The following is a 25,761-nucleotide window of genomic DNA, read 5'->3' on the forward strand; positions in this document are numbered from 1 at the left end:
CGGGGCGCAAGCGGTATAAATCACTCCGAACGAGGCGACTCAAGCGCGTACGCCGAGCGCGCTGGTGGCAGCAGCACCGACAGTCGTCGTCAACAGGTAGCCGCCGACGCTATGAATCGTGACGACGGCTGCGATGGTCGGCGCGCTCACGGCCGTCAGCAGCGTGAGCAGTGTGACGTTGATGGCTTCCGTTCCACCGAGGCCGCCGGGCGTTGGAAGTACTGACCCAACCTTCCCCAGCGGGAGTACGAAGAAGGGGACGTAGATGGGGACGAACGAGTCGAGTGCGAGGAACGTCACCCAGAGACCGAACGCCTGGAACGCCCATCCGAGCGCCGAGCAGCTGAGGGCGGCGACGAGCCGTTCCCGGGAGACCGCAACGCGGCCGACCGCGTTCGTGAACCCGGTGATGCGCTCGGCGACGGTTTCGGCGTCGGGCAAGGAAACGCGTGGAATCGCGCCGACGACGCGGTGGACAACCGCTGCGACCGTCCCGCCTGCACGGCCGCGTATGGTCGTCCGATAGCGCCACACAACCGCTGCGACGACCGGGAGGACGACCGCCGCTCCAATCACGGCGAGCGGCAAGAACCCGAGTTCGCCGTCGGTCTCGGTGGTGACGTAGTAGAGCGAGCCGACTGCGGCGAACGCCAGCGACGGCACGACGTTGATGGCGTCGAGGCTGGTGATGGACGCGAGACTCACCTCGTAGTCGGTGTCGGCGGTTTGCGTGAGCAGCCACGCCGTCACGGGTTCGCCGCCCGCCTGGCCGAACGGCGTGACGTGGTTGGCGAACGCACCCGCAGCGTTCACGAGGAGCGCCGTGTGGACGGGAATATGGATGTCGAGCGCGCGCAGGACGTTCCAGAGTGCCAGCCCCCACGACGCGTTCCACAGCAGTATCACGCCTGCGACGGCCGCGAGCAACACCGGGTCCGCGCGGCTGGCCGCTGCGAGCACCTCGCGGGCGTCTACGACCCAGAACATGACCGCGAACACGAGGGCTGCGCCCACGAGTCCGGCTGCCGTCGCCAGCAGGTCCTCTCGCTGCACGCCTCCGAGTGGCGGGCGGGCGTGAATCAATCCATCGAATCCGTGGCTGGCGGTCGCCGCGTCCGACTGCCCCGCCAATAGGAGGTTTTTTCTCCGCCCGTCACAACCGAGTCACCGAGTACCTCTCCCGGAAATGTACGAGAAGACATCCGTATCCGCCCATGGTTGACGTACCCGCTCAGGCGGCCAACGTCGCCCGTAACCTCCGCTACCGCGGCCTCGACGCCGTCCGCGAACTCGCGTCGCTGGTGGCGTACTCGTTGCAGTCGACGACCGACCCGGACCCCGTGCTCGACGCCGACTGGGACGTCCTCGTCGTCCTGGACGCGTGCCGCGCGGACCTCTTCGCGGAAGTCGCCGCGGGCTCCGACTATGACTTCCTCCCCGCGGAGCCGGGGTCGCGGACGTCGCCTGCGAGTTCCTCCGTCGAGTGGCTGGAGACAGTGTTCGGCGGGACCGACGACGACGCGCTCGCAGACCTCGCGTACGTCACCGGCAACCCTTACTCCGCGTCGAAAATCGACCACGACCGCTTCCACACCGTCGACGAGGTGTGGCGGTACGCGTGGGACGACGATCTCGGCACTATTCCACCGCGACCCGTAACGGACGCCGCCGTCCGTACCGGCCGCGAGACGACCGCCGACCGCATGGTCGTCCACTACATGCAGCCCCACTTCCCCTCGGTCCTTGAGCGTGAGCAGCGCAGCGAGGGCGTCGAACTCGACGAGTTCGGCGACGATGAAATGTCCGTCTGGGACGACCTCCGCTTCGGCCACCGTAGCGAGGCCGACGCCTGGCAGACGTATCGCGAGAACCTCGAATACGTCTTCGACGACCTCGACCTGCTGTTCAAGAATCTCGACGCCGAGCGCGTCGTCGTCACCGCCGACCACGGCAACGCGTTCGGTGAGCACCACGTCTACGGCCACCCGGGTGGCGTCGACCTCCCCGTCCTCCGCAAGGTCCCGTGGTGCGAGACGACCGCGACGGACACACGCAATCACGACCCCGACGCCGCGGGCCACGACGACACCGGCGAGAGTGGCGACGTCATCGAAGAACGCCTCGAAGACCTCGGCTACCGAACCTGACTATGGACGACACTACCGACTCCCCGAACCTCCTACTGGTCGTGGTGGACTGCCTCCGACAGGACTTCCTGCACCGGGACGCTGTCGACACGCCGTTCCTTGATAGCCTCCGCGATCGCGGTCAGGAGTGCACTCAACTGTACGCCACCGCGACCACGACCACGCCCGCAGTAGCGAGCCTGCTGACGGGCGCGTACGGCGAACGAAACGGCATCCAGTCGCTGCGCCGCGGCAGCCTCTCCGAGGACGTCGACTCGATGCCCGAAATCCTCGGCGACGCCGGCTACCACACCGAAGCGATGGCAACTGGCCCGCTCGTTCCCGAGACCGGCCTCAACCGCGGGTTCGACACCTACGAGTGCCGAGACCGCGACGAGTCGATGTTTAGCGACTGGCGCGAGGAGGGAATCGAGAGGCTCACCGACCTCCCGGAACCGTTCGCGGCGTTCGTCCACCTCTGGGAGATTCACGAGGACATCCACGTCCCCCGCGAGTACGACAGTTCGGAGTACGGCGAGACGCCGTACGGCCGGGCGTTCTCCGCGCTCGACCGCGAAATCGAGGCGCTCGTCGACGCCGTCCCCGACGACACGGTCGTCGCGGTCGTCGGCGACCACGGCGAGAGCATCACCCACCGCAACAATCCGATTCGGCTCGCCGTGAAGTCCCTACGAGACGCCGTGAAGTACTACGGCGGCGTGGACACCCGCAGCGTCGTCGAACGCATCAACCAGTACTGCGATCAGTTCGGCCCCGACGTCGACGACCACTTCATCGAGAACGGGCACGGCGAGAACGTCTTCGACTTCACGACGAACGTTCCGTTCGTGCTCGCTGGCCCCGGCGTCGAACCCGCAACCGTGAACGCCCAAGTCCGGCAAATCGACATCCTCCCGACGCTGCTGGACACACTGAGTGTCGACCACGAGACGGACGGTGACGCCATCGAACCAGGCGTCGATGACCGCGTCGCGTACATGCGCGCGTGTGGCGCGTCCCTCCACCGTGAGCGCAACTGGGCGCGCGCCGTCCGCTACGGCGACGCCAAGTACGTCGAATACCCCGAGCGCGACTGGGAACCCGGCGTCTACGATATCGAGGCAAACTCTCAAGAACTCGAACGCACAGACGACCCCGACATCGAAGCCGAACTCCGCGAACGCCTCCCGGAGCGCGGCGTCGACCCAACGGACGTCGAGATGCTGGAAATCAACGAGCGCCTCGAAGACCTCGGCTACCTCTAACGCGACCGCTGGTCGACGGAGAACGGCGGAAAAACGAAGTGCGAAGTCGCGTTAGGCGTCGTCGACTTCTTCGTCCTCGCCCTCGTCGGGGTCCTCCTCGCTCTCGTCGTCCTCGGCGAGTTCGAGGTTGTCCTCAGGCACGCCGGCTTCCTGGCCGTCGTCGAAGCTAACGGTGTAGTTGGGCTCGCCGAACATCGTGTCGACGACCTGCGTGATGGTGCCAGTCTCGCCGTCGTACTCGCTGTGCTTGTCGTGGAGGACGACCTCGTCGTCTTCTTCGAAGCTCATGGCACGAAGTTCCCGCGGCCGATTCAAAAGCGACCCGGTTTCGCGCCTCCGAAACGGTAACGTGCGTGTCCGCCGTACGACTGGCTATGACCCTCGCTCTCGCCACGCTCGCAGCGTCCCCGAATCGCCTGCAGCCACCGCACCGCGATGCCAGTCGATGACCTCTGGTATCTCGCGACCCGTGCCGAACAGCGCGCCGAACGCGCCTACCACGCACTGACCGACGCCCACGACGACTTTCTGGAGTTCAACCGGCGGCGGTCGGTCTCCCAGGATCGCTTCCGCACGCTCGCAGAACGCGTCGAACGCACTGGTGCGCCCTACGGCGCGCACACAGTCGTCTACCGGGATAACGGCGACGTGGTGTTGGTGCGCCACGAGGATGTCGACCTCTGGGTACTCCCCGGTGGCGGCGTCGACGACGGGGAGACCTTCCGCGAGGCCGCCGAGCGCGAACTCGCCGAGGAAGCCGGCGTCGATGCTACCTACCACGGCCTCGCGATGATGACCTCGGTCGCCTTCGAGTCCAGCGGCTACTCCGCGTGGGGCGTCCTCCCCGTCTTCGAGGCGTGCGCCGACGACACTACCCTCGAAGTCCGGGACCCGGACGGCGAAATAACGGACGCCGCCTGGTTCGCCGACCTCCCCAAGGACACCCGCGACCGCCGCGACCTCCAGCGCTGGCGCGATCGAGCGTTCTCGTAGCGCTTTTCTCGTCCGTCCGCGTCCTTGCTGGCATGGACGTACGCGTGCCGGTGGACAGCGAGCGGGCGGCCGTCGCCGACCGACTGCTCCGGCCGGCGTACCGCGAGGCCGAAGCCCTTGACCCCGCGTTCAGCGACCTTGACGAGGACGTCGTCGCCGACGAGGACTGCTCGCGGTGGCTGGACGACGCCGACCGCACGATGTTCGTCGCGTACGACCCCGAGCCCGTCGGTGTCGTCTCCGGCGGCGCCACGTCGTCGCCGGCGCTGTACACCCGTGGAAAGAACTGCTACGTCGACGGCCTCTACGTCGTTCACGAGCGCCGCCGCGAGGGAATCGCGGGCCGTCTGCTCGACCGGATGAAAGCGTGGGGACAGGAGCACGACTGCGAGTACGCGAGTCTCTCCGTGCACGTCGGCAATCACGCCGCGATGGCGTTCTACGAGGACCACGGCTTCGAACCGAAGTTCCGCAGCCTCCGCCAGCGGCTCTGACTAGCCTCGTTCGCCCCGAAAGACCTTTTCCGTCACCTGTCGAACCCCGAGGCATCCCGGTTCGTCCGCTTCGCGTGGCGGCCGATTACTCAGTATGAAGTTCGACTTGTCGCTGGACCGAGTCGCCCGGACGGCCGGCTACGGACTGTTCGGTGTCGTCGGGGCCATCGTCGTCGCACTCGTATTCGCGCGCGGCCTCTCCCCGCTCCAGCCCGTGGTCTACGACGCGTTCTACCTCGTCCTCGGTCCGTGGTCGGCGACCGAGTTATCGTCCGTCCTCCACATCACTACCGTCGGCGTACTCGCGGTTACCGCGCCGGTGCTCGTCGCCGAATACACTGCTGGCGACCGGCTTCGCACGCTCGCAGTCGGTGCTGCCGTCGCGTTCGCGGTGCTCGTCGTCGTCTCGGTTCTCGCCGCGTTCGTCCACCTGCTCGGTTTTCCCACTGTCGCGGTTGCCGTCGCAGTTGTCGCCGCTGCCGCGACGGCGGGCCTTCGGCGCGTACGTACCTCCCGCGAGGCAACTGTAACGTTCGCGGGGTCGCTCCCGGTGCTCGCGCTCCTGCTCGTCCTGTTAGGCGTCGGACTCGGCTGGGGTGGCGGCTACGACGTTGTCGCCGAACCAATCGACGCGTCGGCTGTCGACGGACCAGCAGCGGACTTCGAAAACACACCTGCGGTCCGCGACGACCTGTTCTCCGCGGCCGCCTGCGACCCCGCCGACGACGGGACCTGCCGGCTCTCGCTCCGGTCATACGAACACGAACGCGAGGCCGCGCGCGTGCTCGCGGCTAACGGCGTCAGGTGTCCGTTCGTGAATACGCCGCAAAATCCAGTCTACGACCCGGACGCGTCGTTCGTCGCCGAACACGACAACCAGTACTACCGGGTGACCTGCGAAGCGTACGGCGACTGATTACTCGGGCCCGAACGACTTGCCCTCGCGCTCTTCGGCGTCCATCCGTCGGAGCGTGGCGCGGGCGTTGCTCGCCTCGTAGCCGAAGAACACGCCCTCTGCGTACTCTTCGACGACCTCAGTGGCGTGAACCAGATTCTCGACCTCGACGTCGACGGCGTACAGTTCGACGCTGAACGGCGCGTCGAGGAGGTCTTCGAAGCCGGAGGCGATGGTCTCCAGCCAGTACGTCGTCCCGTAGTTGGTGTCGTACAGCGGCACGACGAACTCGTCGACGTGCTCGGCGAGCGCTTCGACGTCGAGGCCCGCGCGCTCGTAGAGGTGTCCCGGATACGGGTCGGGGTAGAGGGTGAGATACGTCGTTCCGGGGATGCGGTCGGCGGCCTCCGCGACGAACTCCGTGATAACGCTCGCGCGCCAGTCGTACCAGTCGTCGAATTCGGATGCCTCGAAGGCACTCTCGCAGCGCTCACAGTGGCAGTACTCGCCGCGCGGGAACCCCACGTCGTCGAGGCGAACGTCGCCGTTGACCTCTGCACACGTCTCGATGACCGTTAGGAGGCCGTTGCGGTAGTCCTCGGCGAGCGGGCAGATGTACGACCAGTCGAAGTACGGCTGGTCGCGGGTGGCCTCGTTGCCCTCGTCGTCGACGGGCACGAGGTCGGGTTCGGTGCCGGCGGTGGCGTTGTCCCCGAAGCAGGACACCATGCTGACGGCGTCCTCCAGCGGGTCGGTGTGGCGGCCGGTGACGTCTTTGACCTCGTAGAACGTGCGGTCGAACTCCGGCCACTCGACTTCCTCGGCGTTCCGCGTGACGACGCCGTACATGGACGCGAGTTGGCCGGCGGGCCGCCTAAGTCGTTCGCTCTCGGCACGCGCAGAAAAAGCGGGGTGTGGGCGGCGGGATCGACTAGTCGATGCGGTCGACTTCCTGGGGTTCGGGTGCTTCGTCTCCCCCGACGACGAACTTCCAGACGAGGGCGATGACGAGCAGTGCAGCGGCGGCTTTCACAAGTTTTCCTGCCATGTTTGACACTATCGGCGGCCGGCACTAAACGCTTTGCGGGGTCGGCACGAATCCGTGATTGTCTACCAACATCTCGCGGTTAGTTCCGGAGGTGTGCGGTGATGTCCTCGCGGATAAGCTCCCCACAGTACTCACACCGCAGGCCGTCCTCCAGCACCGCGAACGTCGGCTCAACGGGTTCGCCCGCGTTCGTGATGCATTCGCGGTTCGGACAGACGAGCACGCCGCCGACCTCCTCGGGTCGTTCGACGCGGCGCTTGTCCACGACGTCGTAGTCGCGGATGATGTTGATGGTTGCCTCAGGCGCGATGAGTGACAGCACTTCGGCCTCGCTGTCGCTGAGTTCGCGGCCTTCGACCTTCACGACGTCTTTGCGACCGAGCCTATCGGAGGGGACGTTCATGCCGAGGCTCATCGGCGTGCCTTCGGTGCCATCGATGCCCAGCAGGCTGAGCACGTGCAGCGCCTCCCCGGCGGAGACGTGGTCGATGACGGTGCCGTTCTGGATTTTCGAGACGCGGAGTTCAGTGTCAGTCATCGTCGAGGAGCAAGTCGAGGAGGGCCATTCGGACCGGAACGCCGTTGTGTGCCTGTTCGAAGTACGTCGCGTTCTCCGTCTCGTCGACCGCGGCCGCGATTTCGTCCACGCGGGGCAGCGGGTGCATCACCGCGAGGTCGTCTTTCGCGGCGTCGAGGGTTTCGGGCGTGATGCTGTACTCGCCCGCGACGGCCTCGTACTCGTCCTCGTCGGGGAAGCGCTCGCGCTGGATGCGCGTGACGTACAGCACGTCGAGGTTCGGGAGGACTGCGTCGAGGGACTCGTGTTCCTGTACCTGCGCGCCCGCCTCGTGGAGGTCGTAGCGCACCGAGCGCGGCAGTTGCAGGCTCTCCGGGCTGACGAAGTGCTGGCGGACGTCGAAATTCGTGAGCGCGTGCGCCAGCGAGTGGACCGTCCGGCCGTACTTCAGGTCGCCCATGATGCCGATGGAGATGTCGTCGAGACCTGCGTGCTCGCGAATCGTGTAGAGGTCCAACAGCGTCTGACTCGGGTGGTGCCCGGCACCATCGCCCGCGTTCACGACGGGAACGTCGACGTGCTCGCTGGCCATCTTCGCAGCGCCTTGCTTGGGGTGGCGGAGCACGATGCCGTCGGCGTACCCCTCGACGACGCGGACAGTGTCGGCCAGCGACTCGCCCTTCTTCACCGACGAGGACTCCACGGAGCCCATGTCGACGACGTCGCCGCCGAGGCGTTTCGCGGCCGTCTCGAAACTCATCTTCGTACGCGTGCTCGGCTCGAAGAAGCACAGCGCGAGCAGCTCGTCGGCGTACCGCTCGCCGGCGGCCGCCGGGTTGTCGTCGAAGGCCGCCGCCCTGTCGAGGACCGTCTCGATGTCGGCCCGCGAGAGCTGTTTGGCGGTGAGGAGGTGGTCGTGACGCATCGGTTCAGTACGCGACCCCCGGGAGCGTAAAGGTCCCGGAGCACGGCCACCTCCGGGATGTGCCACCGCGCCACACTCGCGGCCCGAGGTTCAAGTACGAAGCCGGGGCCACTCACTCGCGTGCTGGCAGTCGCAGGCGGCAAGGGCAGCAGCGGGAAGACCACTACCGCGCTCAGTCTCGCAAGCGCGCTCGTCGTGGACTGTGACCTCGACGCGCCGAACCTCCACCTGCGTGCGGGCGTCCCGCGAGACCCCGGCGTGGACGCCGCCAACCCGATTGCGACCGCCCATGAGTCGACCACAGTTCCCGGCGTCGACGTGCTCCCGGTAGGCGACGCCGACGGAGACGACCTCGCCACAACACTCGACACGCTGCTCGAATCACGACTCACTATCTTGGACTGCCTCGCGGGTGCCAGCGAGGCCGCAGTCCGCCCGCTGCGCGTGGCCGACAGTTGCGTCGTCGTCGCGACCGATAGCCGAGAGGGTATCGAGGACGCAGTCAAGACCGTCGCGATGGCGCGCGCAGACGGAACGCCAGTCCGCGCTATCGGCGTCACTCGTGCGGTCGCCGTCCCTACAGGGCTCGCAGACGCGACGGCAGCCGACAATGTGCCGATTCCCGACGCCACAGCGCCACTCGAAGCATCGGAGACGGCCGCAGCGTACGCGACTCTTACCGGATACGTCGAGCCAAATACTTAACCTGCGTCCGTCTCCTACAGTGGAATTATGCGCGAGCGGCTCTCCACCGGCGTGGACGTCCTTGACCGGGAGCTCGGCGGCGGCGTGCCGGCCGGGACGGTGGTCGCCTACGAGGCACCACCCGCCAGTCAGGGAGAGCTACTGCTGTACGAACTCACGCGCCCACGACCCACGCTCTACCTCACCACGAATCGGACCGAGCAGGCCGTCCGGGACGCCTTCGAGGCGACGGACGCGCCGACGGGCGACCCCGAGGTAGGGTACATCCCGGGTGCCGACGCCATCGAGAACGCACGCCGCGCGTTCCGCAGCGTCCCCCCGGAGTCGACGATCATCATCGACCCCGCCGACGCGTTAGAGCGCGCCGACCGCGGCCGCTACGAGAACTTCGTCAACGAACTCGGCAACCACATGCGCAACGTCGGCGGCATCGCCGTCCTGCACTGTCTCGACACCGACCACGCCCCCGAACTCCGCGGCACCACCGAACACATGGCCGACGTCGTGTTCAAACTGCGCGTCGAGGAGACCAACGACGAAGTCGAGACCCGACTCACCGTTCCGAAGTTCCGCGGCGGCAACGCCCTGGACTCCTCGATAAAGCTGAACCTCGGCGAACGCGTTCAGGTCGACACCAGCCGCGACATCGCCTGACGAGACCGCGGGCTGTCGGATCGTATTTTTGCTGCAATAAATAGGCCGAGCGGCCGGAAGTGGGAGTCGCCGTTAGGCTTCGTCTTCGTCGATGTCGAGCTCCTCGACGATTTCGTCCGCGTCGACGTCGGCGTCCTCGAGGGCTTCCTCGACGTCACCGAGCCCTTCGCCGCCGCCCATGCCACCCATACCGCCCATCATACCGGGCATGCCAGCGGGCTGGCCGTCGATGATCTCCTGGACGATGACGCGGTCGATGTCCAGCATGTCGATGACCTGGTTCAGAATCTGGTCTTTGCCCATCATCCACTGCTGGTTGAACTGCAGTTCGGGGGACTGCTCGATGTACAGCGTCTCCTTCTCGACGGTTTCCGTCGTGGTCTCCGTCTCGCCTTCCTCGGTCTCCTCGGTGACTTCCTCTTCGACCTCGTCGGTCTCGAGGTGCATGTCGAGGTCGGCGTCGAAGTACATCTGGAGCAGGCCGCGGGCCTTCTCGACGGTGTCCTCAACCTGGTCGAGAATCTCGTACTCGTACTCGACGTCCTCGCCGGCGAGCGGGTGGTTGAAGTCGACGCGGGCGCGGCCGCCGATGACGGCTTCGACGTGGCCGTGCTCGCCGTCGATGTCGACGTGCGCACCGGGGTAGCGCTCGTCCTCGGGGATTTTGTTCGCGGAGACCGTGCGGACTTCGTCCTCGTCGTACTCGCCGAACGCCTGCTCGACGACGACTTCGCCGGTGTCACCGACTTCCTTGCCGATGAGGTCCTGCTCGACGTCCTCGAAGATGTGGCCCTCGCCGATGACGATGGTGCGCGGGGAGAACTCCTGTTCTTCGGTGTCGACGCCCTCTTTCTCGGCGACTTCCTCGTCGGTGGTGTCGACGAGTTCGCCGCTGTCGACCGTGTAGGCGGTGTAGGAGAGCTTAACGAAGTCCCCCTCCTGAAGTCCGCCCTGTTCTGTCTCGGATTCGTCGGCCGTCTCGGCCTCAGTTTCGTCGCTCATACCAGTACGCACTCCCGTTCCACCCTTAAGAATCACGTTTCGCGGCCGTGAGCGGCATCGCGGGTCGCGCGGTCACCGATTCTCGGCTAATGTGACGAGGGCGTCGGCGTCGACGGAGAGCCACGCGGTGAGCCGCCGGTCGCTGTCGACATTCGGCGGCGAGAGCGTGCAGCGGTCCGGCGTGTTCTGGTAGCGGACGACGGTTGCGTCGAGCGGCGTGCGGTCGACATCGTCGCGTGACTGCTGGGCACCACGGGTGCTGTCGGTGGACATCGTGAGTCGATTCGGGCTTCGCGAGACCGCGGGATAACGCCTGCTAAGAACCCCACGTAGCACTATTGAGCACTTTGAAGCGCCGTGTTTTTCCGGGGTGACCGCGAGCACTCGTGCATGTACGAAGTGGAGGTGAAGGTGCCGGCGAGCCACGATGCGGTCCGCGCGGCGCTGGCGGACAGCGACGCCGAGTGTGTCGGGACGGTGGCTCAGGCGGACACGTACTTCGACGCACCACACCGCGACTTCGCGGAGACTGATGAAGCGCTACGCGTTCGTCGGGTCGCTACCGCAGCCGAGACGTTCGAACGGGACGCTGTCCAAGGCGGGCTCACGGCCGCTATCGACGCAGTGCTCGACGGTGAGTACCGTGCGGAGGGCGAGTCCCGCGTGACGTACAAGGGCCCGCTGCTGGAGGCCGAGTCGAAGTCCCGGGAGGAGTTCGAGACGGCCGTCGGGAGCGGCGAGGAGATGCGTGAAATTCTCTCACGGCTCGGGTTCGAGCCCGCCGCGACGGTGCGCAAGCTCCGCGAGACCCATCACGTCGACGACTTCGAGGTACTGCTGGACGCTGTCGAGGACGTCGGCGAGTACGTCGAAGTCGAGACCGAGGTCGAGTCGGACAGTGAAGTCGAGGCCGCTCGTGAGGACGCGTATGCCCTCCTCCGGCAGCTTGGCCTCGATCCCGCCGACCAGATTCGGACGTCGTATCTCGGGCTCAAACTCGCCGACGCCTGACCGGAGTATGCGCACGAGGAATATTATCTCTTCTCGTGCTTTTCGCAAGTTATAGAAGCGGAGGCGGGCAACACTTGCGTAATGACCGAGCGGAACATCCAAGTGCAGTCTCTCGACCGCGGGGCGGTCGAGGACGAAGAGGTCGAAATCGTCGAACGAAAAGGCCTCGGCCACCCCGACTCCATCTGCGACGGCATCGCCGAACACGTCTGCGAACGGCTCGCCCGCGAGTACATCGACCGCGTCGGCGAAGTCCTCCACTTCAACACCGACGAGACCCAGCTCGTCGCCGGCACCGCCGCGCCCGCGTTCGGCGGCGGCGAAGTCATCGACCCGATTTACGTGCTCGTCGTCGGCCGCGCGACGAGCCACTACGTCGACGACGACGGCGTCGAGTACAACATCCCTGTCGAGTCCATCGCGCTGGAAGCCGCCCGCGACTACCTCCGCGAGAACTTCCCGAACCTCGACCTCGAAACGGACGTCATCGTCGACGTCAAACTCGGCGAAGGCTCCGGCGACCTCCAGGAAGTGTTCGTCGAAGACGGTCCCGCCGTCCCGATGGCCAACGACACCAGCTTCGGTGTCGGTCACGCACCCCTCACCGAGACCGAGCGCATAGTCTACGAGACCGAGCAGTCGCTCAATGGGCCCTACGGCGACGCCAACCCTGCTGTCGGCGAAGACGTCAAAGTCATGGGCAAACGCGAAGGCGACCACATCGACCTCACCGTCGCCGCCGCGCTCGTCGACGCCCACGTCGACGACCTCGACGACTACAAGGCCGAAGTCGAAGCACTCCGCGAGCACGTCCACGACCTCGCGACCGACCACACCGACCGCGACGTCGCCGTCCACGTCAACACCGCCGACGACTACGAATCCGGCTCCATCTACCTCACCACCACCGGCACGAGCGCCGAACAGGGCGACGACGGCAGCGTCGGCCGCGGCAACCGCGCGAACGGCCTCATCACCCCGAACCGCTCGATGAGCATGGAAGCCACCTCCGGGAAGAACCCGGTCAACCACATCGGGAAAATCTACAACCTCCTGTCCACCGAAATCGCCGAGAGCATCGTCGACGAAGTGGACGGTATCCGCGACCTCCGCGTCCGCCTCCTCTCCCAAATCGGCCGCCCCATCGACCAACCCCACGTCGCCGACGTCCACGTCGTCACCGAAGACGGCCTCGCCGTGTCCGACGTCGAACCCGATATCCAGAAGATTGTCGACGCCGAACTCGCAAACATCACCGACATCACCCAGCGCGTCATCGACGGCGAACTCGATACCTTCTAAAACGCACTTTTTCCAGCGCTCGGCGCGCGTAGCGCGCCGTCGCTTGCAAAAAATTGCGGAAAAAGCACTCCTCGCTCCTGCCGCTCGCTACGCTCGCGTTAGTCGCTCGTCGACCCGCGAGCCGAAGGCTCGCGGTGAATCGCGCGGCGAAGCCGCGCGAATGCTCGCTGCTACTGGCTGCGTAGGTTCAAATACCGGAACGGAGCCAATCCTGCGCGTGACCTGAATCTCGTCGCGGGGCGCTCCGAGCCGAGCAATCGGTACGGCGAGCGCGGCGAACGCTCCGCGAGAAGTAGCCGCCTGTGAGCCCAACCAGCCTACAGTTGCTTGCTGACGTAAGGACCGTCCTGCCGGTAGCCGAGTTTCTGCTTGTAGTACTGGCGCGCGCCGATGCCAGAGATGACGCTGAGCTTCTCGAAGCCGGCGTCGGCGGCCATCTCTTCGGCGCGTGTCATCAGGCGCTGACCGTAGCCCTGGTGCTGGTGTTGGCCGTCCGCGGTGTCGTCGCCGACACTGACTTCGCCGCCGTAGACGTGGAGTTCGCGGAGCAGCGCCGCGTCCTCCAGTTCGTCACGGACCGTGTCGTTCGGGAAGCGCAGGCGCGCGAACCCGACGAGCAGGTCCTTCTCGAAGTCCTCGAAGCTGATGAAGTGCTCCGTGCCCCCCGCGACGTCGTAGGTCATCACGTCGAGTTCGACATTCTCGGGCTCCTCGTCGTTCATCCCGGCCTCCCGGCAGCGGATACACTCGCAGGTGTAGCCGTGCTCGTCCATCTTCTCCCAGGCGAGCTGGCGGAGGTTCGACTTCCAGACGCCCGCGTCGATGTGGTCCGCGGGGATGTCCCGCTGGACGCGCTGGAGGCGCGTGTACCGCGGAATCATATCCATGATTTCCGCGACGAGCTCGGCGGCCTCCTCGTTCTGTAGCGGCTGGAACTCCTCGTTCCGCCACATGTCGTACGTGACGGTGTCCCGAACCACCAGCGTCGGGTATATTTTGAGGTAGTCCGGCTTCCACTTCTCGTCCTCGAACAGCCGCCGGAAGTCCTCCAGGCACATCTCCTTGCTCATGCCCGGCTGGCCCGGCATCATGTGGAAGCCAACCTTGAACGCGGCGTCCCGCAACCGCCGATTCGCGTCGATGGACGCCTGTACACCGTGCCCGCGGTGCATCTCGCGGTTGATGCGCTCGTAGGTCGTCTGCACGCCGACCTCCACTTTGGTGCCGCCGAGGTCGAGCATCCGGTCGACCTGCTCGGGGTCACACCAATCGGGCTTCGTCTCGAACGTCGTCCCGATGTTCCGGATGTCGCCGTGCTCGTTCTCCGCGATGACGTCTTCGAGATAGGAGAAGTCGTACTCGTCGGGGTCCTGGGCGAACGACTCCGTCTCGGAAGGGTTCGGTTCCTGATCGGGGTCGAAGTCGTTCAGCGCTTCGAGCGCTCGCTTCGCGAACCACTCCTGATAGTCGTGGCTGCGCGCGGTCATCGTCCCACCCATCAGGATGAGTTCGACCTTGTCGATGGGATGGCCGATCTCCCGGAGCTGGTGGAGTCGCAGCGTCACCTGCCCGTAGGGGTCGTAGTCGTTCTGCACGCCGCGCGCAGCAGCGGGCTCGTGGCCCGTGTACGACTGGCTCGACGAGAACTCGCTGGCGGGCCCGCCCGGACAGTACAGGCACTTGCCGTGCGGACACATGTGCGGGCTCGTCATGATCGCGACCGGCGTCACGCCCGACGCGGTCCGCACCGGTTTGCGCTGGAGGACTTCTTCGAGGTCGTCACGGCGGTCCTCGGGCGCGAAGTCCAGCAGCTCCGAGTGCTTGGGCACCTTCGGTGCGGAGTGCTCCGAACAGACTTCGAGCTTCGCGCTCTCGACGTCGTCTTTGCCGACGTCCCCGTCGAGGATTCGTTCGACGAGCTCCTCGCAGGCAGCCTCGAATGCGGGGTCGGCGTCCGCGCTCATTACTCCGTAGAAGCCGCCGCGAGCGAAAAAACGTGTCGTTGCGGGGTCGCAGTTAGGCGAGCTGGTCGGTGATGGCGTCGATGACCGCGTCGACGACCGCGTCCTTCTCGCCGGAGAGGAACTCGATGCGGCCGTCGCGTGCGCCGCGCGGCTCGACACCGGCCTCGGAGAGTTCGTCGGCGACCGTCTCGCCGACGGCGCGCACGTCCACCGCGTCATCGCTGCGGACGCGAATCTCGTCGCCGCTCACGCCGACGAGCACGTCCGCACGGTCGCGACGCCGGTAGAGCGCGTCGAGCAGCAGGTCGACCGGCGGGAAGTCGTACTCGTGAGTGTACGCGTCCACGTCCAGCGTCTCGAAGGCGACGCCGTCCTGGCCGCGCACGTCGAGGTGGGGTTCGGCGGTCGAAACTTCCGTTTCGAGGCGCTCGCGGAACTGCTCGGAAACGTGCTCGATGAGCGAGTCGTCGGCCTCCCCCCAGAGCAGGTCCGAGATGAGTTCGCGTTTGTCCTCGTAGGACTGGTAGAATGCTTCCAGCGCGATGGCGTCTCGGAGTTCGGCGAGCGTGTCCGGGCTGTAGTGGGTCTGGGCGGCGAGGTCCGCGTACGCGTCGGGCGTGTCAGCCCAGTACGCGACGGCGGGCAGGTGGTAGAGGTCCTCTCGTACGTCATCGTTGACGAACGCGGCGAGCTGCGAGCCGAGCGCCCCCGTGTTCACAGGATTCTCGCCGGCTTCCGTCGGGCTGACGAGAACGTCTGCGCCCGCAGCGTCGTCGGTGTAGCCGCCGTCGATGGCGACCGTGTCTGCGTCGTAGATGTCCAGCAGGTCGATGGCGTCCGTGGACTCGCTGGTCGAGCCGGCACCGACGAGCACGAACAGTGGGTGTTTCTCGTCGTGGCGTTCGGCGGCTTCCAGCATCGACGTCACGTCGCCGGTGGCGTCGTCGATGGTGTAGAACGCGTCGTCGAGCGGCCGCCGGTCGACGTAGTGGTATTCGGCGTCCTCGCGCTCGTGTTCGTCCCGGATGAGTGGGAGGAGCGCGCGCTCGATGGCCGTGCCGGCGACGTAGCCTTCGACGGTGGCGGTGTGGCGGACGATGACCGGACGAGATTCGACGACGGCGCGGCGGATGGCCGTCGCGGCGTCGACGAGGTCGTCGGTGACGGCTTCGACGGCGTCGTCCTCGGCGAGCAGGTTAGTCGTCTCGGGGGTGGCGCGCTCGGTGAGCGCGTCCTCCATGCGGGCTTCGACGGCTTGCGCGTCCGTGCCTTCGAGCTCGTAGAGGTCCTCGGTTTCGACCTGGAGTTCGCCGCGACGGCGCTCGACTTCGCCGACGATGCGGACGACGTCGCCCGCTTCGATGTCGGGGTAGGCGCGGACGCCCGCTTCGACGAACGCAGCGCAGTCGACGGCACCGGTCTCGTCGGCGAGTTCGAACACCGTCGGGCCGCTGGTCTGCCGGGCGTTCGCGAGCTCGCCCTCGACCGTGACGCGTTCGTCGACGTAGTCCTCGAGGTCGGCAATCGGAACGCGTTCTGGTTCGCTCTCTTCGGACTCGGCATCCGCAGATTCGCTCTCCGCGGCTTCCGCTTCGCCGTCGGCGGCTTCGGCTTCCTCGTCCGTCTCGGCTTCCTCGTCTGCCTCGGCTTCGGGCTCGGGTTCGGCGTCTTCGGATTCGCCGAATTCGAACTCGGCGTCGTCCTCGGAAACCGGCGTTCCGCCGTCCGCGGTGCTGGTTTCGGTGTCCTGTTCCTCGTCGGAATCGTCGTCGTCCTCCGGGAGCTCCGCGTTCGACTCCGCGCTCGGGTCGTCGACGAGGTGGCCGCGGAAGTCGCGGTCGTCCTGTCGAATCGACCAGCCGAGGTCGACGTTCTCGTTGTCGTGGACGTCCGTAACTTGGACGTACACTTTGTCGCCGGCGTCCCAGCCGAGCGATTCGAGGCGGCCGGGCACTTCGCTACGGTGAAGCAGGCCGGTGACAGAGTCACCGATGTCGACGAACACGCCGAAGTCGGCGAAGCCGTCGATGGTGCCTTTGTAGTAGCGACCGGGCGTCAGTTGATCGGGAGAATCTCCGCGGAACTCGAAGGCGACGTCCTCCTCGTGGGTGTCACAGACACGGCCGTCCGTGGAGGAGCCGCAGATGATACACGTACCCATTTGCTTCGAAAGAGCGGGTGCTGCCGTAAACGATTATCGAAAGCTCGTCGGTTCCACGTGGTAACACTCGCGCTCGCGAGCTACTCGAAGACCGGGCTGTCGGCTTCCAACGCTTCCACATCGTCGACGACGTCGCGAACGTCTTCGGGGAACAACGCGACCTGTACTTCGTTGCCGCTGTCGTCCTCGAAGACGAGTTTGACGCGCTTGTCGCCGAATTCGCGGGCTTCTGCGGCTTCGACGTCGAATAGTTTCGCGTCGGCGGCCGTGTTCGACGGGCCGACGTGCTTGACAGCACCGTCTTTCAGTTCGAACATGAGGTCCGAGAAGTTGACGTTGAGCACACGCCGACGTTGGCGGTGCGCCCACTAAACTCCGAGCACTGCAGCGGCCTCGACCGCGCGCCCGACCCACGGCATGTAGTCGGCCGTCCACGGGAACAGCGCAGCCGTTGCAGCGAACCAACCGAATCCGGAGCCGTACGCGAGCACGCCCGGCACGAGCGCGGTTACCGTGGCGCGCGCGAACGACGTGTTGTGAACGATGCGCGTCCCGAGCACGAGCAGCACGAACGCCCACAGCCCGCAGACGAACGTGACTACTGGGACGCTGATACCGACGAACGCGCAGGGCGCGCTGGCGTACGCGAGCACTTGCACGGTTTCGCTGACGCCACCGCGGTCGGGAACCACGGCAGCGAGCACGAGTGTTTCGACAGCTGACAGCGCGTGCAGCGCGGCGGGCGCAATCAGGAGGACGGCGAGAGCGAGTGTGAGCGTGGCGGCGAGCCACGATGGGGCCGGGAATTCCAGTGCATGCCCGGGGTTCAGTACGAGTCGCGTTCCCTGTGAGACGAGCACGACCGCCATCGCGAACACCAGCCCCGGGGCTTGGTCGCCCGGCGAGACGGCTTCCTCGAAGAACGTCGTGGGGTTCACGAGCACCTGCGTGAACGCCTTCGCGAGCCCCACCGGCCCGCGCTCGCGGCCACCCTCAGGCTCTACCCACGTAGTCATCTCAGTCCCGCTCGACGACGTGGCAGTTCCGACACCGTGCCTCGTAGGACTCCTCCGCGCCGACCATAATCGTGGGGTCGTCGTAGTGGGCTGGCTCGCCCTCGATGAGCCGCTGGTTGCGGGTCGCGGGCTCCCCACACTGCGTGCAGATGGCCTGGAACTTCTCGACGTACTCGGCGACCGCCATCAACTGTGGGATGGGGTCGAACGGCTCCCCACGGAACGTCTGGTCGGTGCCGGAGACGACGACGCGGCGGCCGTCGCTAGCGAGGTTCTGACAGACTTCGACGAGTTCGTCGGGGAAGAAGTTCGCCTCGTCGATGGCGACGACTTCCTCGCCGTTGAGGTAGCTGGGAATCTTCGAGACGCCCTCTGCGGTGGTGTCGACGACCGTTGCCTCCCACGTGCGGCCGGCGTGCGAGCCGAGCGTCGCCTCGCCGTACCGGTCGTCGATGGCCGGCGTGAACGCCGCGACCTCCTGGCCCGCGATTTCCGCGCGCCGCAGCCGCCGCAACAGCTCCTCCGTCTTCCCGGAGAACATCGACCCCGTGATGACCTCGGCCCACCCGGAGTTCGTAATCGCGTGCATGCTCACAACGGGGGTGGTCGCGGGGCAAAACGCTTGCTCATCTGCGGCGGCGATTACAGGCAGCCAGGAATCCACCCGCACCTATTTTGGGCCGGCTCACCTCTCGCGGCGTATGTACGACGACGTCCTGTTGCCGACCGACGGGAGCAGTGCCGCGGACGCTGCAGTCCCGCACGCAATCGAACTCGCGGACCGCTACGGCGCCCGCCTGCACGTTCTCTACGTCGCGGATACCACCGAGTACAGCACCGTCACCTTCGAGGACGACGTCGTCGATCCGCTGGCCGAGGAAGGCGAGCAGGTCGTCGACGACGTCGTCGAGAAAGCCAGCAACCAGAACATCGAAGCCGTCGGCGTCGTGATGAAGGGCGGTGCCTACGAGACCATCCTCCAGTACGTCGAAGACGAGGACATCGATGTGGTCGTGATGGGGACGCACGGCCGACGTGGTCTCGACCGCGCGCTCCTCGGGAGCGTCACCGAACGCATCGTCCGTACCTCAGACGTCCCCGTGTTGACGGTTCGCGAGGACGAAGCGTAGACCAGGCGTGGCCATTCGGTGCTGGCGGTCAGATACCTCGGACAGTCTCGATGACGCCGACGGATTCGAGGACCATCCATGCGAGGAACAGCGCGTACAACGCGAGGAAGCCGACGGCTTCGCGGTCGGTGAGTTCGAGGTCGGTGCGGGTGGTGACAACGAACACGAGCGTCGCGAACGCCAGGAACCCCATCGTCGGCACCGCGACGCGGAAGTCGATGGTGGCGGTGCCGGCGAGGAGGACGCCGAGCGGGATGGCGACGAGGAGGTTGAACGTGTTGCTACCGAGGACGTTCGTGACGCTGGTGACGCTCTCGTCGTTCTTCGCGGCTCGGACGCTGACGATGGCGTCCGGGAGGCTGGTCGCGGCGGCGATGACGGTGACGCCCCAGAGGAACGTCGGCGTGTTGAACGTGGCGCCGAAGGAGAGCGCGGCGCGCACGATTCCCTCGACGCCGATGCCGATGACGACGAGTGCGGCGGCGAGCACGGCCCACTCGCGGCGCGGGCGCACGTCCGGCGCTGGTTCGGGGACGTGCTCGCTCGCGTCCTGCTGGTGGAGGAAAACGTAGACGCCGTACGTCGCGAGTGGAACGAGCGCGAGCGACGGCGTGAGGATTGCCGCCCGGTTCGTGCCGCCGGGGACGTAGGTCGCACCGAGCGCGAACACCAAGAACAGCACGAGAATGGAGATGATGTAGAACTGCGCGTCCTTGTGGACGATGTCCCGCGTGGTCGACAGCTCCTCGCTGGAGAACGCGGACAGCGCAGGAATCACGAGGAGGTTGAAGATGGCACTTCCGACGATTGCGCCGACGCCCAGCGAGAATTCGCCGTGGACGACCGTGCTGACGACGACGGAACTGATTTCGGGGAAACTCGACCCGACGGCGACGACGATGGCACCGTGGACGGCGACGGGGAGGCCGTAGTACTTGCTGAGGCGCTCGGCGGAGCGCTCGAAGAAGCTGCTGCCCTTCCAGATGACGGCAGTACCAACGACGACCAGTACTAGTGGAACGAGAACCCCGGCCATGGACCGTGACGTACATTCGGCGGCCGGTTATTCGTTCTCCCTCCGGAACGACATTGCTGGCGTCGGCGCCGACTGTTCACTTCGCGAGGCGTGCGACCGTCTCCTCGCCGTGCTCTTCGAGTTCGACGAGGCCGTCCCCGGCGAGGTCTTCGAGTAAGCCACGGAGCCACTCGCGGCCGGTGTCGCCGCCGTAGTCGACGCGCACCCGCGGGCCGAGTTCGTCGAGTTCGAGTTCGCCGTGCTCGCGGAGCGCGCCGACCGCGCGCCCGCGCTTCTGCCGGCGACTCCCCTCGAACGTCGACTGCTCGGGGACGTCCGGCGCGGAGAAGTCGCCCGAGGCGTACGCCGCACACCACTCCCGCCACGGACAACCGGCCTCGTCACAACTCGGGGACTTCCCGCAGGCCACCCCGCCTAATTCCATGATGGCGTTGTTCCAGACCTCGGATTCCCCGTCCGGCATCAGCTCGTTCGCGGCTTCCTCGAAGACCGTATCGTCGTCGGGGACGTCGAACGCGCGGTAGAGCACGCGCTTGACGTTCGTGTCCACGACCGCGTCGCCGTTGTCGAACGCGAACGACGCGACGGCGTTGGCGGTGTACGGGCCGACGCCCATCAACTCCGAGAGTTCGTCGGGCGTCTCCGGGAACTGGCCATCGTAGTCGTTCTCGACCTGCTGGGCGGCCTCGTGGAGGTACTTCGCGCGGTTGTTGTACCCGAGGCTGTTCGCCGACCAGAACCCGACGACGTCCGCGCGGTCCGTAGCGGCGAGGTCGGTCGTCGTCGGCCACTTCTCGAGGAACGCGTGGTAGGCGTCCTCGACGCGAGAGAGTTGGGTCTGCTGGCTCATCACCTCCGAGACGAGAATCGCGTACGGGTCGTCGGTGCGGCGCCACGGGAAGTCCCGGTGGCCGTCCTCGTACCACGCCACCAGCGCGTCCCGAACGGCGTCGACGTCGCTGGGAAGTGCGTACTCCCCGGCCCCCTCAGTCATGGACGGCAGTTGTTCGGTCGCGCGCTTAGGGGTGCTGGTTCGCGGCCGGCCGCGAATTGCAGGCGGGGAGAACGCCCGCGAGGATTAATTTCTACGCACGGGAACTCGCGCGTGATGCGATGGAACGCCCGCCTTTCGGTCTGTGTCGCCGCGTTGCTCGTGACCGCGGGCTGTACCGGTCTCTCGGACGGCGAAAACGCGGCGGACGCCGCACAACTCCAGAGCAACGTCGTGGACGCGATGGCCGACGTCGACACCTACCGCATGGAGATGCGGATGAACGTCTCTGCGAGCGGCCAGTCGCTGTCGATGACCCAGCGCGGTGTCTTCGACCACGAGGCCGAACGAGCGCGCGTGAACGCGACTGTTCTCGGGCAGGAGACGACGACGTCCATCGACGGCACGACGGCGTACGTGAACGTCGGTGGCGTCTGGCAGACCCGCGACCTCTCGGACCGGGAGCCGTGGAATGAGAGCACCGGCATCGACCAGCAGCGCGCGCTCCTGGAGTCGGGTAACGTCACCGTCGCGGGGTCGGCGACTGTGGACGGCGTGGCGACGACCGTGCTGCGGGTCGACCCCGACCCGTCGGACGTGAAGTCCGTCGTCGCCCAGCAGCAGGGACAGGCGCTCGACGGGGTCGGCGTCGAGTCTGCCACTTACCGGGTGTACGCCGCTAACGATACACACCGGCTTCGGCAGGTCGAGATGAACCTCACGATGTCCATTAGCGGGCAGACCACGGACGCGAACGCCACGATCACGTTCTCGGAGTACGGCGAGCCGGTGAACATCTCAGTGCCCGACGCCGCTACCGACCAGGCCGCGCGCGGCCGCGCTGTCGCCTGACGCGGGCGCTGCGAGCAACGGAAAGGCGTATCCCGACGCCAGCACACGTCCCGCGTATGAGTCTCGACGACCTCGAAACCGACGTCGAATTGGCGTACGAAGACCTCGACGACTACGAGTTCCTCGACCGCGAGAGTCGCCAAGAATTGGCGATGCTGAGCGCGGCGCTGGACGCCGACACGGACGAACTGCTGCGGCGTGCGATTCACTTGCTGTTCCAGTCGACGACCGAGTCCGGGCGCCTGGACTTCCACCTGCGGTCGACGTACGACGTTACCTACGACGAATATCTTTCGGGGATGACGTTCGACGATGTGACCGGCGGCGCCGCGGTCCAGCAGCCCGACGACGACCGCCGCTACCAGTTCTAAAGCTGGACCGCCGACAGAATGCGGGGTTGTTAAATCCCGGACGCGCCGACTACGAGGTATGCGAGACCGAACGCGACGCGACGTGCTGCGAGCGACCGCAGGTATCGGCGCGACGGCCGCGCTTGCCGGTTGTCTCGGCGGTGGCGGCGGCAGCGACGACGAAGTCGACGCTCTCGACGCTCCGGAGGGCACGGAAGTCGTCGAAGTCGGCCCCGATGGGAACTACGTCTTCGACCCTGAGGAACTCACGATTTCGACGGGGACGACCGTGCGGTTCGTCTGGCTGTCCGGGACGCACAACGTCGCCGTGACGAGTCAGCCCGCGGACGCCGACTGGTCGGGCCACGACACCATCGAGGAGCGCGGCTTCTACTTCGAGTACACCTTCGAGGTGCCGGGTCGCTACGAGTACGTCTGTACGCCCCACCAGGCGCAGGGGATGACCGGCGCAATCGTCGTCGAAGAGTAGTTACTGGACGTCCTCGCTGTGGCCCGTAGTGGGTCCAGCCTTCGTGACCTTTGGGTCGTCGAGAGCATCCAGGAAGACGTCCATCGCGACGTCGATTTCGCGCTCCGTGACGTCCAGCGGCGGGAGCAAGCGCACCGTCTTGTAGCCGCAGCCGAGCAGCAGTAGCCCGCGCTCTAGGCACGCCTTCACGACGGCTTCGCGGCGGTCCTTGGTGTCGAACTCGACGCCGAGCATGAGGCCGTTCCCGCGCACGTCGGCGACGAAGCCGGGCGCGTCGTCGGCGAGAATCTCTTCGACTTGGCGGCCGCGCTCGGTGACGTTGTCGAGCACGCCGTCGCTGGTGATGGCGTCGATGGTGGCGACGCCCTGTGCGGCCGCGAGCAGGTCGCCCGCGCCCCACGTCGAGGAGAGTCGGCCGGTCTCGTCGGGGAAGAGGTCCTCGTTGGCGACGGTCGCGCCGACGCGCAGGCCTTTCGCGGACGTGATGACGTCGGGGTCGATGCTGGTGTGGTCGACGCCCCAGAGTTCGCCCGTGCGGCCGAGCCCGGACTGAATCTCGTCGGCGATGACGGGGATGTCGTGGGTCTGTTGGATGTCGGCGATGTCGTCGGCGAAGTCGTCGCTGGGGACGCGGTAGCCGCCCTCGCCCTGCTGGGGTTCGAGGATGAGGTACGCCACTTCCTCGGGGTCGATGACGCCGCGCTTGGGGTGGAGTTTGTCCGCGACGACGTTCCCACCGGGGCCGTTGGTCTTCCACCCGCACTCGCAGTCGCTCTCACAAGCGCAGTAGGGTGCGGAGACGACGACGCCGATTTCGGGGTAGCCGGTGCGGTGGACGGCCTTCGAGCGGTTCAGCGAGAGCGCGCCGAGCGTGCGCCCGTGGAACGCGCCGTCGAACGTGAACGCGCGGTGGCCGCCGTTCGCGTAACAGATTTTGATGGCGTTCTCGACGGCTTCCGCGCCCGTATTCGAGAGGAAGACCGTGTCCAGGCCGTACTCCTCGGTGATATCGGTGAGCCGGTGAAGTAGTTGCGTGGATGTCGGTAAGTCGGCGTCCTCGGGTGGCCAGCCGCCGCTGGCGTAGAAGTCCTGGCCCGCAATCTTGGAGGGGTCGACGACGTCGAACTCCGCCAGTCGGTCCATGATTTTGGGGTTGTTGTAGCCGAACGGCGCGGCCGCGACGTGGCTCGTGAAGTCCATGAGGACGTTACCGTCGACGTCCCGGCAGAACGGGCCGGCGGCGTCTTCGGTGATGTCCCAGACGAACTCGTAGACGTACGTGCTGGGTGCGGCGTGCTCGTGGTGGTAGTCGACCCACTGCCGGGCTTTCTCGCCGGGCAGGCTTCGGACGCTCGGCTCCGCGGTCTCCCTGTCCATGGTTCTGGTTGCCCGGGCCGCCGACAAAAGCGATTCGTTACGGTTGGGGCAAACTTCACCGGCCGTCAGAACGCGACGACAGCGGTCGCGACGCCACCAGCGACGAGCAGAACTGCGCTGTATCCGGCGACACGGTACGCGAACGAGCGGTTGTCGCTGGCGGCGGTGAGCGCGACCTTCACGCCGATGGAGGAGGCGGTCGCCAGCAACACGGCGATGGTGGCGGCCGTCCCCGAAATCGCGCCCGTCCGGTAGAGCACGATGGCGGACGTCGTCGCGCCCGCGCTCGACACCAGGCCGGAGAGGATGGCGGTCGCGTAGAGGCCGGCGGAACCGAATTGGGTCTGCGCGAGCCCACCCGCGACCACGACGACGAGGAACATCGCGCCGAACGCGAGCGCATTCCGCATCGAGAACGGGCTCTCCAGTTCCATCTCGACGCGCGTCGACCAGTCCGCGGTGACCGCCGCGACGCCGATACAGCCGAGGACGATGACGACGAGCGGGACCGTCGCCGCCACGAGCACGCCCGTCGAGAGCGTGAACACCACGACGATGAGGAGATTCCGGAGCGCCATCGCGGCATTTGCGAGCAAGACGCCCGCGACCGCGTACGACGCCGCCTCCGTGCGCTGGCTGACGTGGTCGAGCATCGTCCCGACGACCGCCGTCGAGGACGCCAGCCCGCCGAAGAACCCCGTGACGGCGATGCCGCGGCCGCCGTACGTCTTCACGACGACGTAATTCACGATGCCGATGCCGGCGACGAACACGACCATCAGCCAGACGACGCGTGGCTCGATTTCGACCGCGTACCGCCCCGACCCGAGCGCGACGGTGCCGGCCGGCAACAGCGGGTAGACGACGAACGCCAGAATCGCGAATTCGAACGTCGAGCGCAGCTCCTCCCGGGAGAGCCCCCACGCGAACCCGTGGAGTTCGCGCTTGAACACCAGCAGGACGGAACTGGTGACGGCGACGACCGTCGCGGGGAGCACCGCGTCGATGGCGACGAGCACGCCGACGCCGTACGCCACCATCAGGCTCACAGCGGTCGTCAGGTGGAGCCCCTCGTCCTCGTTGCGCATCCCCGAGACCATCAGCACGCCCGTAACGACAATGACGAACGCGGCACCGACGCTGGAGAGGTACGGCGGGCAGACGCCCGCGGCGTCCGCGCAACGCTCTGTATCCACCTCGGTGAAGATGGTGGCGAGAACGCTGACGAGCGCGAACGTCCGGATGCCGGCGGCCTTCTGGGCCCACTCACGCTCGAGGCCGATGAACAGCCCGAGCGCGACCGACAGCGCGAGGCGGACGACGCGGCTGTCGACCGGGGCGTCCGCCAGCAACTCGATGATTCCGGGCACTCTCTGGCGTTCATCGTGGGTGGGCAAAAACTTGCGGGCTCAAACAGGCTGCCACCCGGGCACGGCCGGCGAATCTTTTTGCGTGGC

29 protein-coding genes are annotated in these 25,761 nt (G+C 66.5%); 13 read left to right on the plus strand and 16 right to left on the minus strand.

The window, feature by feature from the left end:
- Window positions 1-39: 39 nt before the first annotated feature.
- Window positions 40-1,053 (minus strand): lysylphosphatidylglycerol synthase transmembrane domain-containing protein, encoded by a 1,014-nt coding sequence (locus LPA44_RS07145; RefSeq protein ID WP_230888899.1) that lies wholly within the window; start codon window positions 1,051-1,053, stop codon window positions 40-42.
- Between the two features lie 161 nt (window positions 1,054-1,214).
- Between LPA44_RS07145 and LPA44_RS07150 the strand changes: the two genes are divergently transcribed.
- Both LPA44_RS07150 and LPA44_RS07155 read left to right on the plus strand, forming a co-directional pair.
- On the plus strand, window positions 1,215-2,147 hold the full coding sequence (locus LPA44_RS07150; RefSeq protein WP_230888900.1) for a hypothetical protein: 933 nt from the start codon (window positions 1,215-1,217) through the stop codon (window positions 2,145-2,147).
- A gap of 2 nt (window positions 2,148-2,149) precedes the next feature.
- Complete coding sequence (locus LPA44_RS07155; protein WP_230888901.1) at window positions 2,150-3,391, plus strand: sulfatase-like hydrolase/transferase; 1,242 nt, start codon at window positions 2,150-2,152, stop codon at window positions 3,389-3,391.
- Between the two features lie 51 nt (window positions 3,392-3,442).
- On the opposite strand, the gene LPA44_RS07160 is transcribed toward LPA44_RS07155, so the two are convergent.
- Entirely contained in the window at window positions 3,443-3,679 is a 237-nt protein-coding gene (locus tag LPA44_RS07160) for a DUF1918 domain-containing protein (protein ID WP_230888902.1), read from the minus strand.
- A gap of 147 nt (window positions 3,680-3,826) precedes the next feature.
- On the opposite strand from LPA44_RS07160, the gene LPA44_RS07165 reads away from it, so the two are divergent.
- From LPA44_RS07165 to LPA44_RS07175, 3 genes are all read left to right on the plus strand, one after another.
- Complete coding sequence (locus LPA44_RS07165; RefSeq protein ID WP_230888903.1) at window positions 3,827-4,384, plus strand: NUDIX domain-containing protein; 558 nt, start codon at window positions 3,827-3,829, stop codon at window positions 4,382-4,384.
- 32 nt (window positions 4,385-4,416) lie between these two features.
- Window positions 4,417-4,878, plus strand: coding sequence for a GNAT family N-acetyltransferase (locus LPA44_RS07170; protein ID WP_230888904.1), 462 nt, complete (start codon window positions 4,417-4,419; stop codon window positions 4,876-4,878).
- A 94-nt stretch (window positions 4,879-4,972) separates the two neighbouring features.
- Window positions 4,973-5,794 carry a hypothetical protein gene (locus LPA44_RS07175; RefSeq protein WP_230888905.1) on the plus strand — a complete coding sequence of 274 codons (822 nt, stop codon included), beginning with the start codon at window positions 4,973-4,975 and terminating at the stop codon, window positions 5,792-5,794.
- Here the strand turns inward: LPA44_RS07175 and LPA44_RS07180 are convergent, their stop codons facing one another.
- From LPA44_RS07180 to pyrB, 3 genes are all read right to left on the minus strand, one after another.
- A complete protein-coding gene (locus LPA44_RS07180) occupies window positions 5,795-6,622 on the minus strand; it encodes a hypothetical protein (RefSeq protein WP_230888906.1) in 828 nt (275 codons plus the stop codon).
- A 278-nt stretch (window positions 6,623-6,900) separates the two neighbouring features.
- Window positions 6,901-7,359 (minus strand): aspartate carbamoyltransferase regulatory subunit, encoded by a 459-nt coding sequence (gene pyrI, locus LPA44_RS07185; protein ID WP_230888907.1) that lies wholly within the window; start codon window positions 7,357-7,359, stop codon window positions 6,901-6,903.
- On the minus strand, window positions 7,352-8,263 hold the full coding sequence (gene pyrB, locus LPA44_RS07190; protein WP_230888908.1) for an aspartate carbamoyltransferase: 912 nt from the start codon (window positions 8,261-8,263) through the stop codon (window positions 7,352-7,354). Before pyrB ends, pyrI begins: the two co-directional genes overlap by 8 nt.
- Before the next feature lie 120 nt (window positions 8,264-8,383).
- Between pyrB and LPA44_RS07195 the strand changes: the two genes are divergently transcribed.
- Together LPA44_RS07195 and LPA44_RS07200 are read left to right on the plus strand one after the other, a co-directional pair.
- The gene (locus LPA44_RS07195) at window positions 8,384-8,968 is read left to right on the plus strand and encodes a MinD/ParA family ATP-binding protein (RefSeq protein WP_230888909.1); all 585 of its coding nucleotides are present in this window, start codon (window positions 8,384-8,386) and stop codon (window positions 8,966-8,968) included.
- Window positions 8,969-8,995: 27 nt separating this feature from the next.
- Window positions 8,996-9,622 (plus strand): RAD55 family ATPase, encoded by a 627-nt coding sequence (locus LPA44_RS07200; RefSeq protein ID WP_230888910.1) that lies wholly within the window; start codon window positions 8,996-8,998, stop codon window positions 9,620-9,622.
- Window positions 9,623-9,694: 72 nt separating this feature from the next.
- Here the strand turns inward: LPA44_RS07200 and LPA44_RS07205 are convergent, their stop codons facing one another.
- Entirely contained in the window at window positions 9,695-10,624 is a 930-nt protein-coding gene (locus LPA44_RS07205) for an FKBP-type peptidyl-prolyl cis-trans isomerase (protein ID WP_230888911.1), read from the minus strand.
- Between the two features lie 72 nt (window positions 10,625-10,696).
- A complete protein-coding gene (locus tag LPA44_RS07210; protein WP_230888912.1) occupies window positions 10,697-10,897 on the minus strand; it encodes a DUF7511 domain-containing protein in 201 nt (66 codons plus the stop codon).
- A gap of 117 nt (window positions 10,898-11,014) precedes the next feature.
- Between LPA44_RS07210 and cyaB the strand changes: the two genes are divergently transcribed.
- Both cyaB and LPA44_RS07220 read left to right on the plus strand, forming a co-directional pair.
- On the plus strand, window positions 11,015-11,635 hold the full coding sequence (cyaB, locus tag LPA44_RS07215; RefSeq protein ID WP_230888913.1) for a class IV adenylate cyclase: 621 nt from the start codon (window positions 11,015-11,017) through the stop codon (window positions 11,633-11,635).
- An 81-nt stretch (window positions 11,636-11,716) separates the two neighbouring features.
- Entirely contained in the window at window positions 11,717-12,937 is a 1,221-nt protein-coding gene (locus LPA44_RS07220) for a methionine adenosyltransferase (RefSeq protein ID WP_230888914.1), read from the plus strand.
- A gap of 317 nt (window positions 12,938-13,254) precedes the next feature.
- On the opposite strand, the gene LPA44_RS07225 is transcribed toward LPA44_RS07220, so the two are convergent.
- From LPA44_RS07225 to LPA44_RS07245, 5 genes are all read right to left on the minus strand, one after another.
- Entirely contained in the window at window positions 13,255-14,901 is a 1,647-nt protein-coding gene (locus LPA44_RS07225; RefSeq protein WP_230888915.1) for a tRNA uridine(34) 5-carboxymethylaminomethyl modification radical SAM/GNAT enzyme Elp3, read from the minus strand.
- 52 nt (window positions 14,902-14,953) lie between these two features.
- Window positions 14,954-17,062 (minus strand): DHH family phosphoesterase, encoded by a 2,109-nt coding sequence (locus tag LPA44_RS07230; protein ID WP_230888916.1) that lies wholly within the window; start codon window positions 17,060-17,062, stop codon window positions 14,954-14,956.
- Window positions 17,063-17,142: 80 nt separating this feature from the next.
- Window positions 17,143-17,379 carry a hypothetical protein gene (locus tag LPA44_RS07235; RefSeq protein WP_269069861.1) on the minus strand — a complete coding sequence of 79 codons (237 nt, stop codon included), beginning with the start codon at window positions 17,377-17,379 and terminating at the stop codon, window positions 17,143-17,145.
- Between the two features lie 51 nt (window positions 17,380-17,430).
- Window positions 17,431-18,078, minus strand: coding sequence for a YIP1 family protein (locus tag LPA44_RS07240; RefSeq protein ID WP_230888918.1), 648 nt, complete (start codon window positions 18,076-18,078; stop codon window positions 17,431-17,433).
- Window position 18,079: 1 nt separating this feature from the next.
- Window positions 18,080-18,667: a thymidine kinase gene (locus tag LPA44_RS07245; RefSeq protein WP_230888919.1), complete on the minus strand. Its 588-nt coding sequence runs from the start codon at window positions 18,665-18,667 to the stop codon at window positions 18,080-18,082.
- Between the two features lie 112 nt (window positions 18,668-18,779).
- On the opposite strand from LPA44_RS07245, the gene LPA44_RS07250 reads away from it, so the two are divergent.
- Window positions 18,780-19,208 carry a universal stress protein gene (locus LPA44_RS07250; RefSeq protein WP_230888920.1) on the plus strand — a complete coding sequence of 143 codons (429 nt, stop codon included), beginning with the start codon at window positions 18,780-18,782 and terminating at the stop codon, window positions 19,206-19,208.
- A gap of 28 nt (window positions 19,209-19,236) precedes the next feature.
- On the opposite strand, the gene LPA44_RS07255 is transcribed toward LPA44_RS07250, so the two are convergent.
- Window positions 19,237-20,244 carry a sodium:calcium antiporter gene (locus LPA44_RS07255; RefSeq protein ID WP_230888921.1) on the minus strand — a complete coding sequence of 336 codons (1,008 nt, stop codon included), beginning with the start codon at window positions 20,242-20,244 and terminating at the stop codon, window positions 19,237-19,239.
- A gap of 76 nt (window positions 20,245-20,320) precedes the next feature.
- A complete protein-coding gene (locus tag LPA44_RS07260) occupies window positions 20,321-21,238 on the minus strand; it encodes an A/G-specific adenine glycosylase (RefSeq protein ID WP_230888922.1) in 918 nt (305 codons plus the stop codon).
- A 114-nt stretch (window positions 21,239-21,352) separates the two neighbouring features.
- Between LPA44_RS07260 and LPA44_RS07265 the strand changes: the two genes are divergently transcribed.
- Genes LPA44_RS07265 through LPA44_RS07275 form a run of 3 tightly spaced genes read left to right on the plus strand, consistent with a single transcriptional unit; the run spans window position 21,353 to window position 22,927 of the window.
- Window positions 21,353-22,087, plus strand: a complete 735-nt coding sequence (locus tag LPA44_RS07265; RefSeq protein WP_230888923.1) for a hypothetical protein — start codon at window positions 21,353-21,355, stop codon at window positions 22,085-22,087.
- Between the two features lie 56 nt (window positions 22,088-22,143).
- Entirely contained in the window at window positions 22,144-22,458 is a 315-nt protein-coding gene (locus LPA44_RS07270; RefSeq protein ID WP_230888924.1) for a hypothetical protein, read from the plus strand.
- Window positions 22,459-22,516: 58 nt separating this feature from the next.
- Entirely contained in the window at window positions 22,517-22,927 is a 411-nt protein-coding gene (locus LPA44_RS07275) for a plastocyanin/azurin family copper-binding protein (RefSeq protein WP_230888925.1), read from the plus strand.
- Here the strand turns inward: LPA44_RS07275 and LPA44_RS07280 are convergent, their stop codons facing one another.
- Window positions 22,928-24,304: a class-III pyridoxal-phosphate-dependent aminotransferase gene (locus LPA44_RS07280; RefSeq protein WP_230888926.1), complete on the minus strand. Its 1,377-nt coding sequence runs from the start codon at window positions 24,302-24,304 to the stop codon at window positions 22,928-22,930.
- A gap of 65 nt (window positions 24,305-24,369) precedes the next feature.
- Entirely contained in the window at window positions 24,370-25,674 is a 1,305-nt protein-coding gene (locus LPA44_RS07285; protein WP_230888927.1) for an MgtC/SapB family protein, read from the minus strand.
- Window positions 25,675-25,761 lie beyond the last annotated feature (87 nt).

Origin of the sequence: Halobacterium sp. KA-4, assembly GCF_021028995.1 — an archaeon.
GTDB lineage: Archaea > Halobacteriota > Halobacteria > Halobacteriales > Halobacteriaceae > Halobacterium.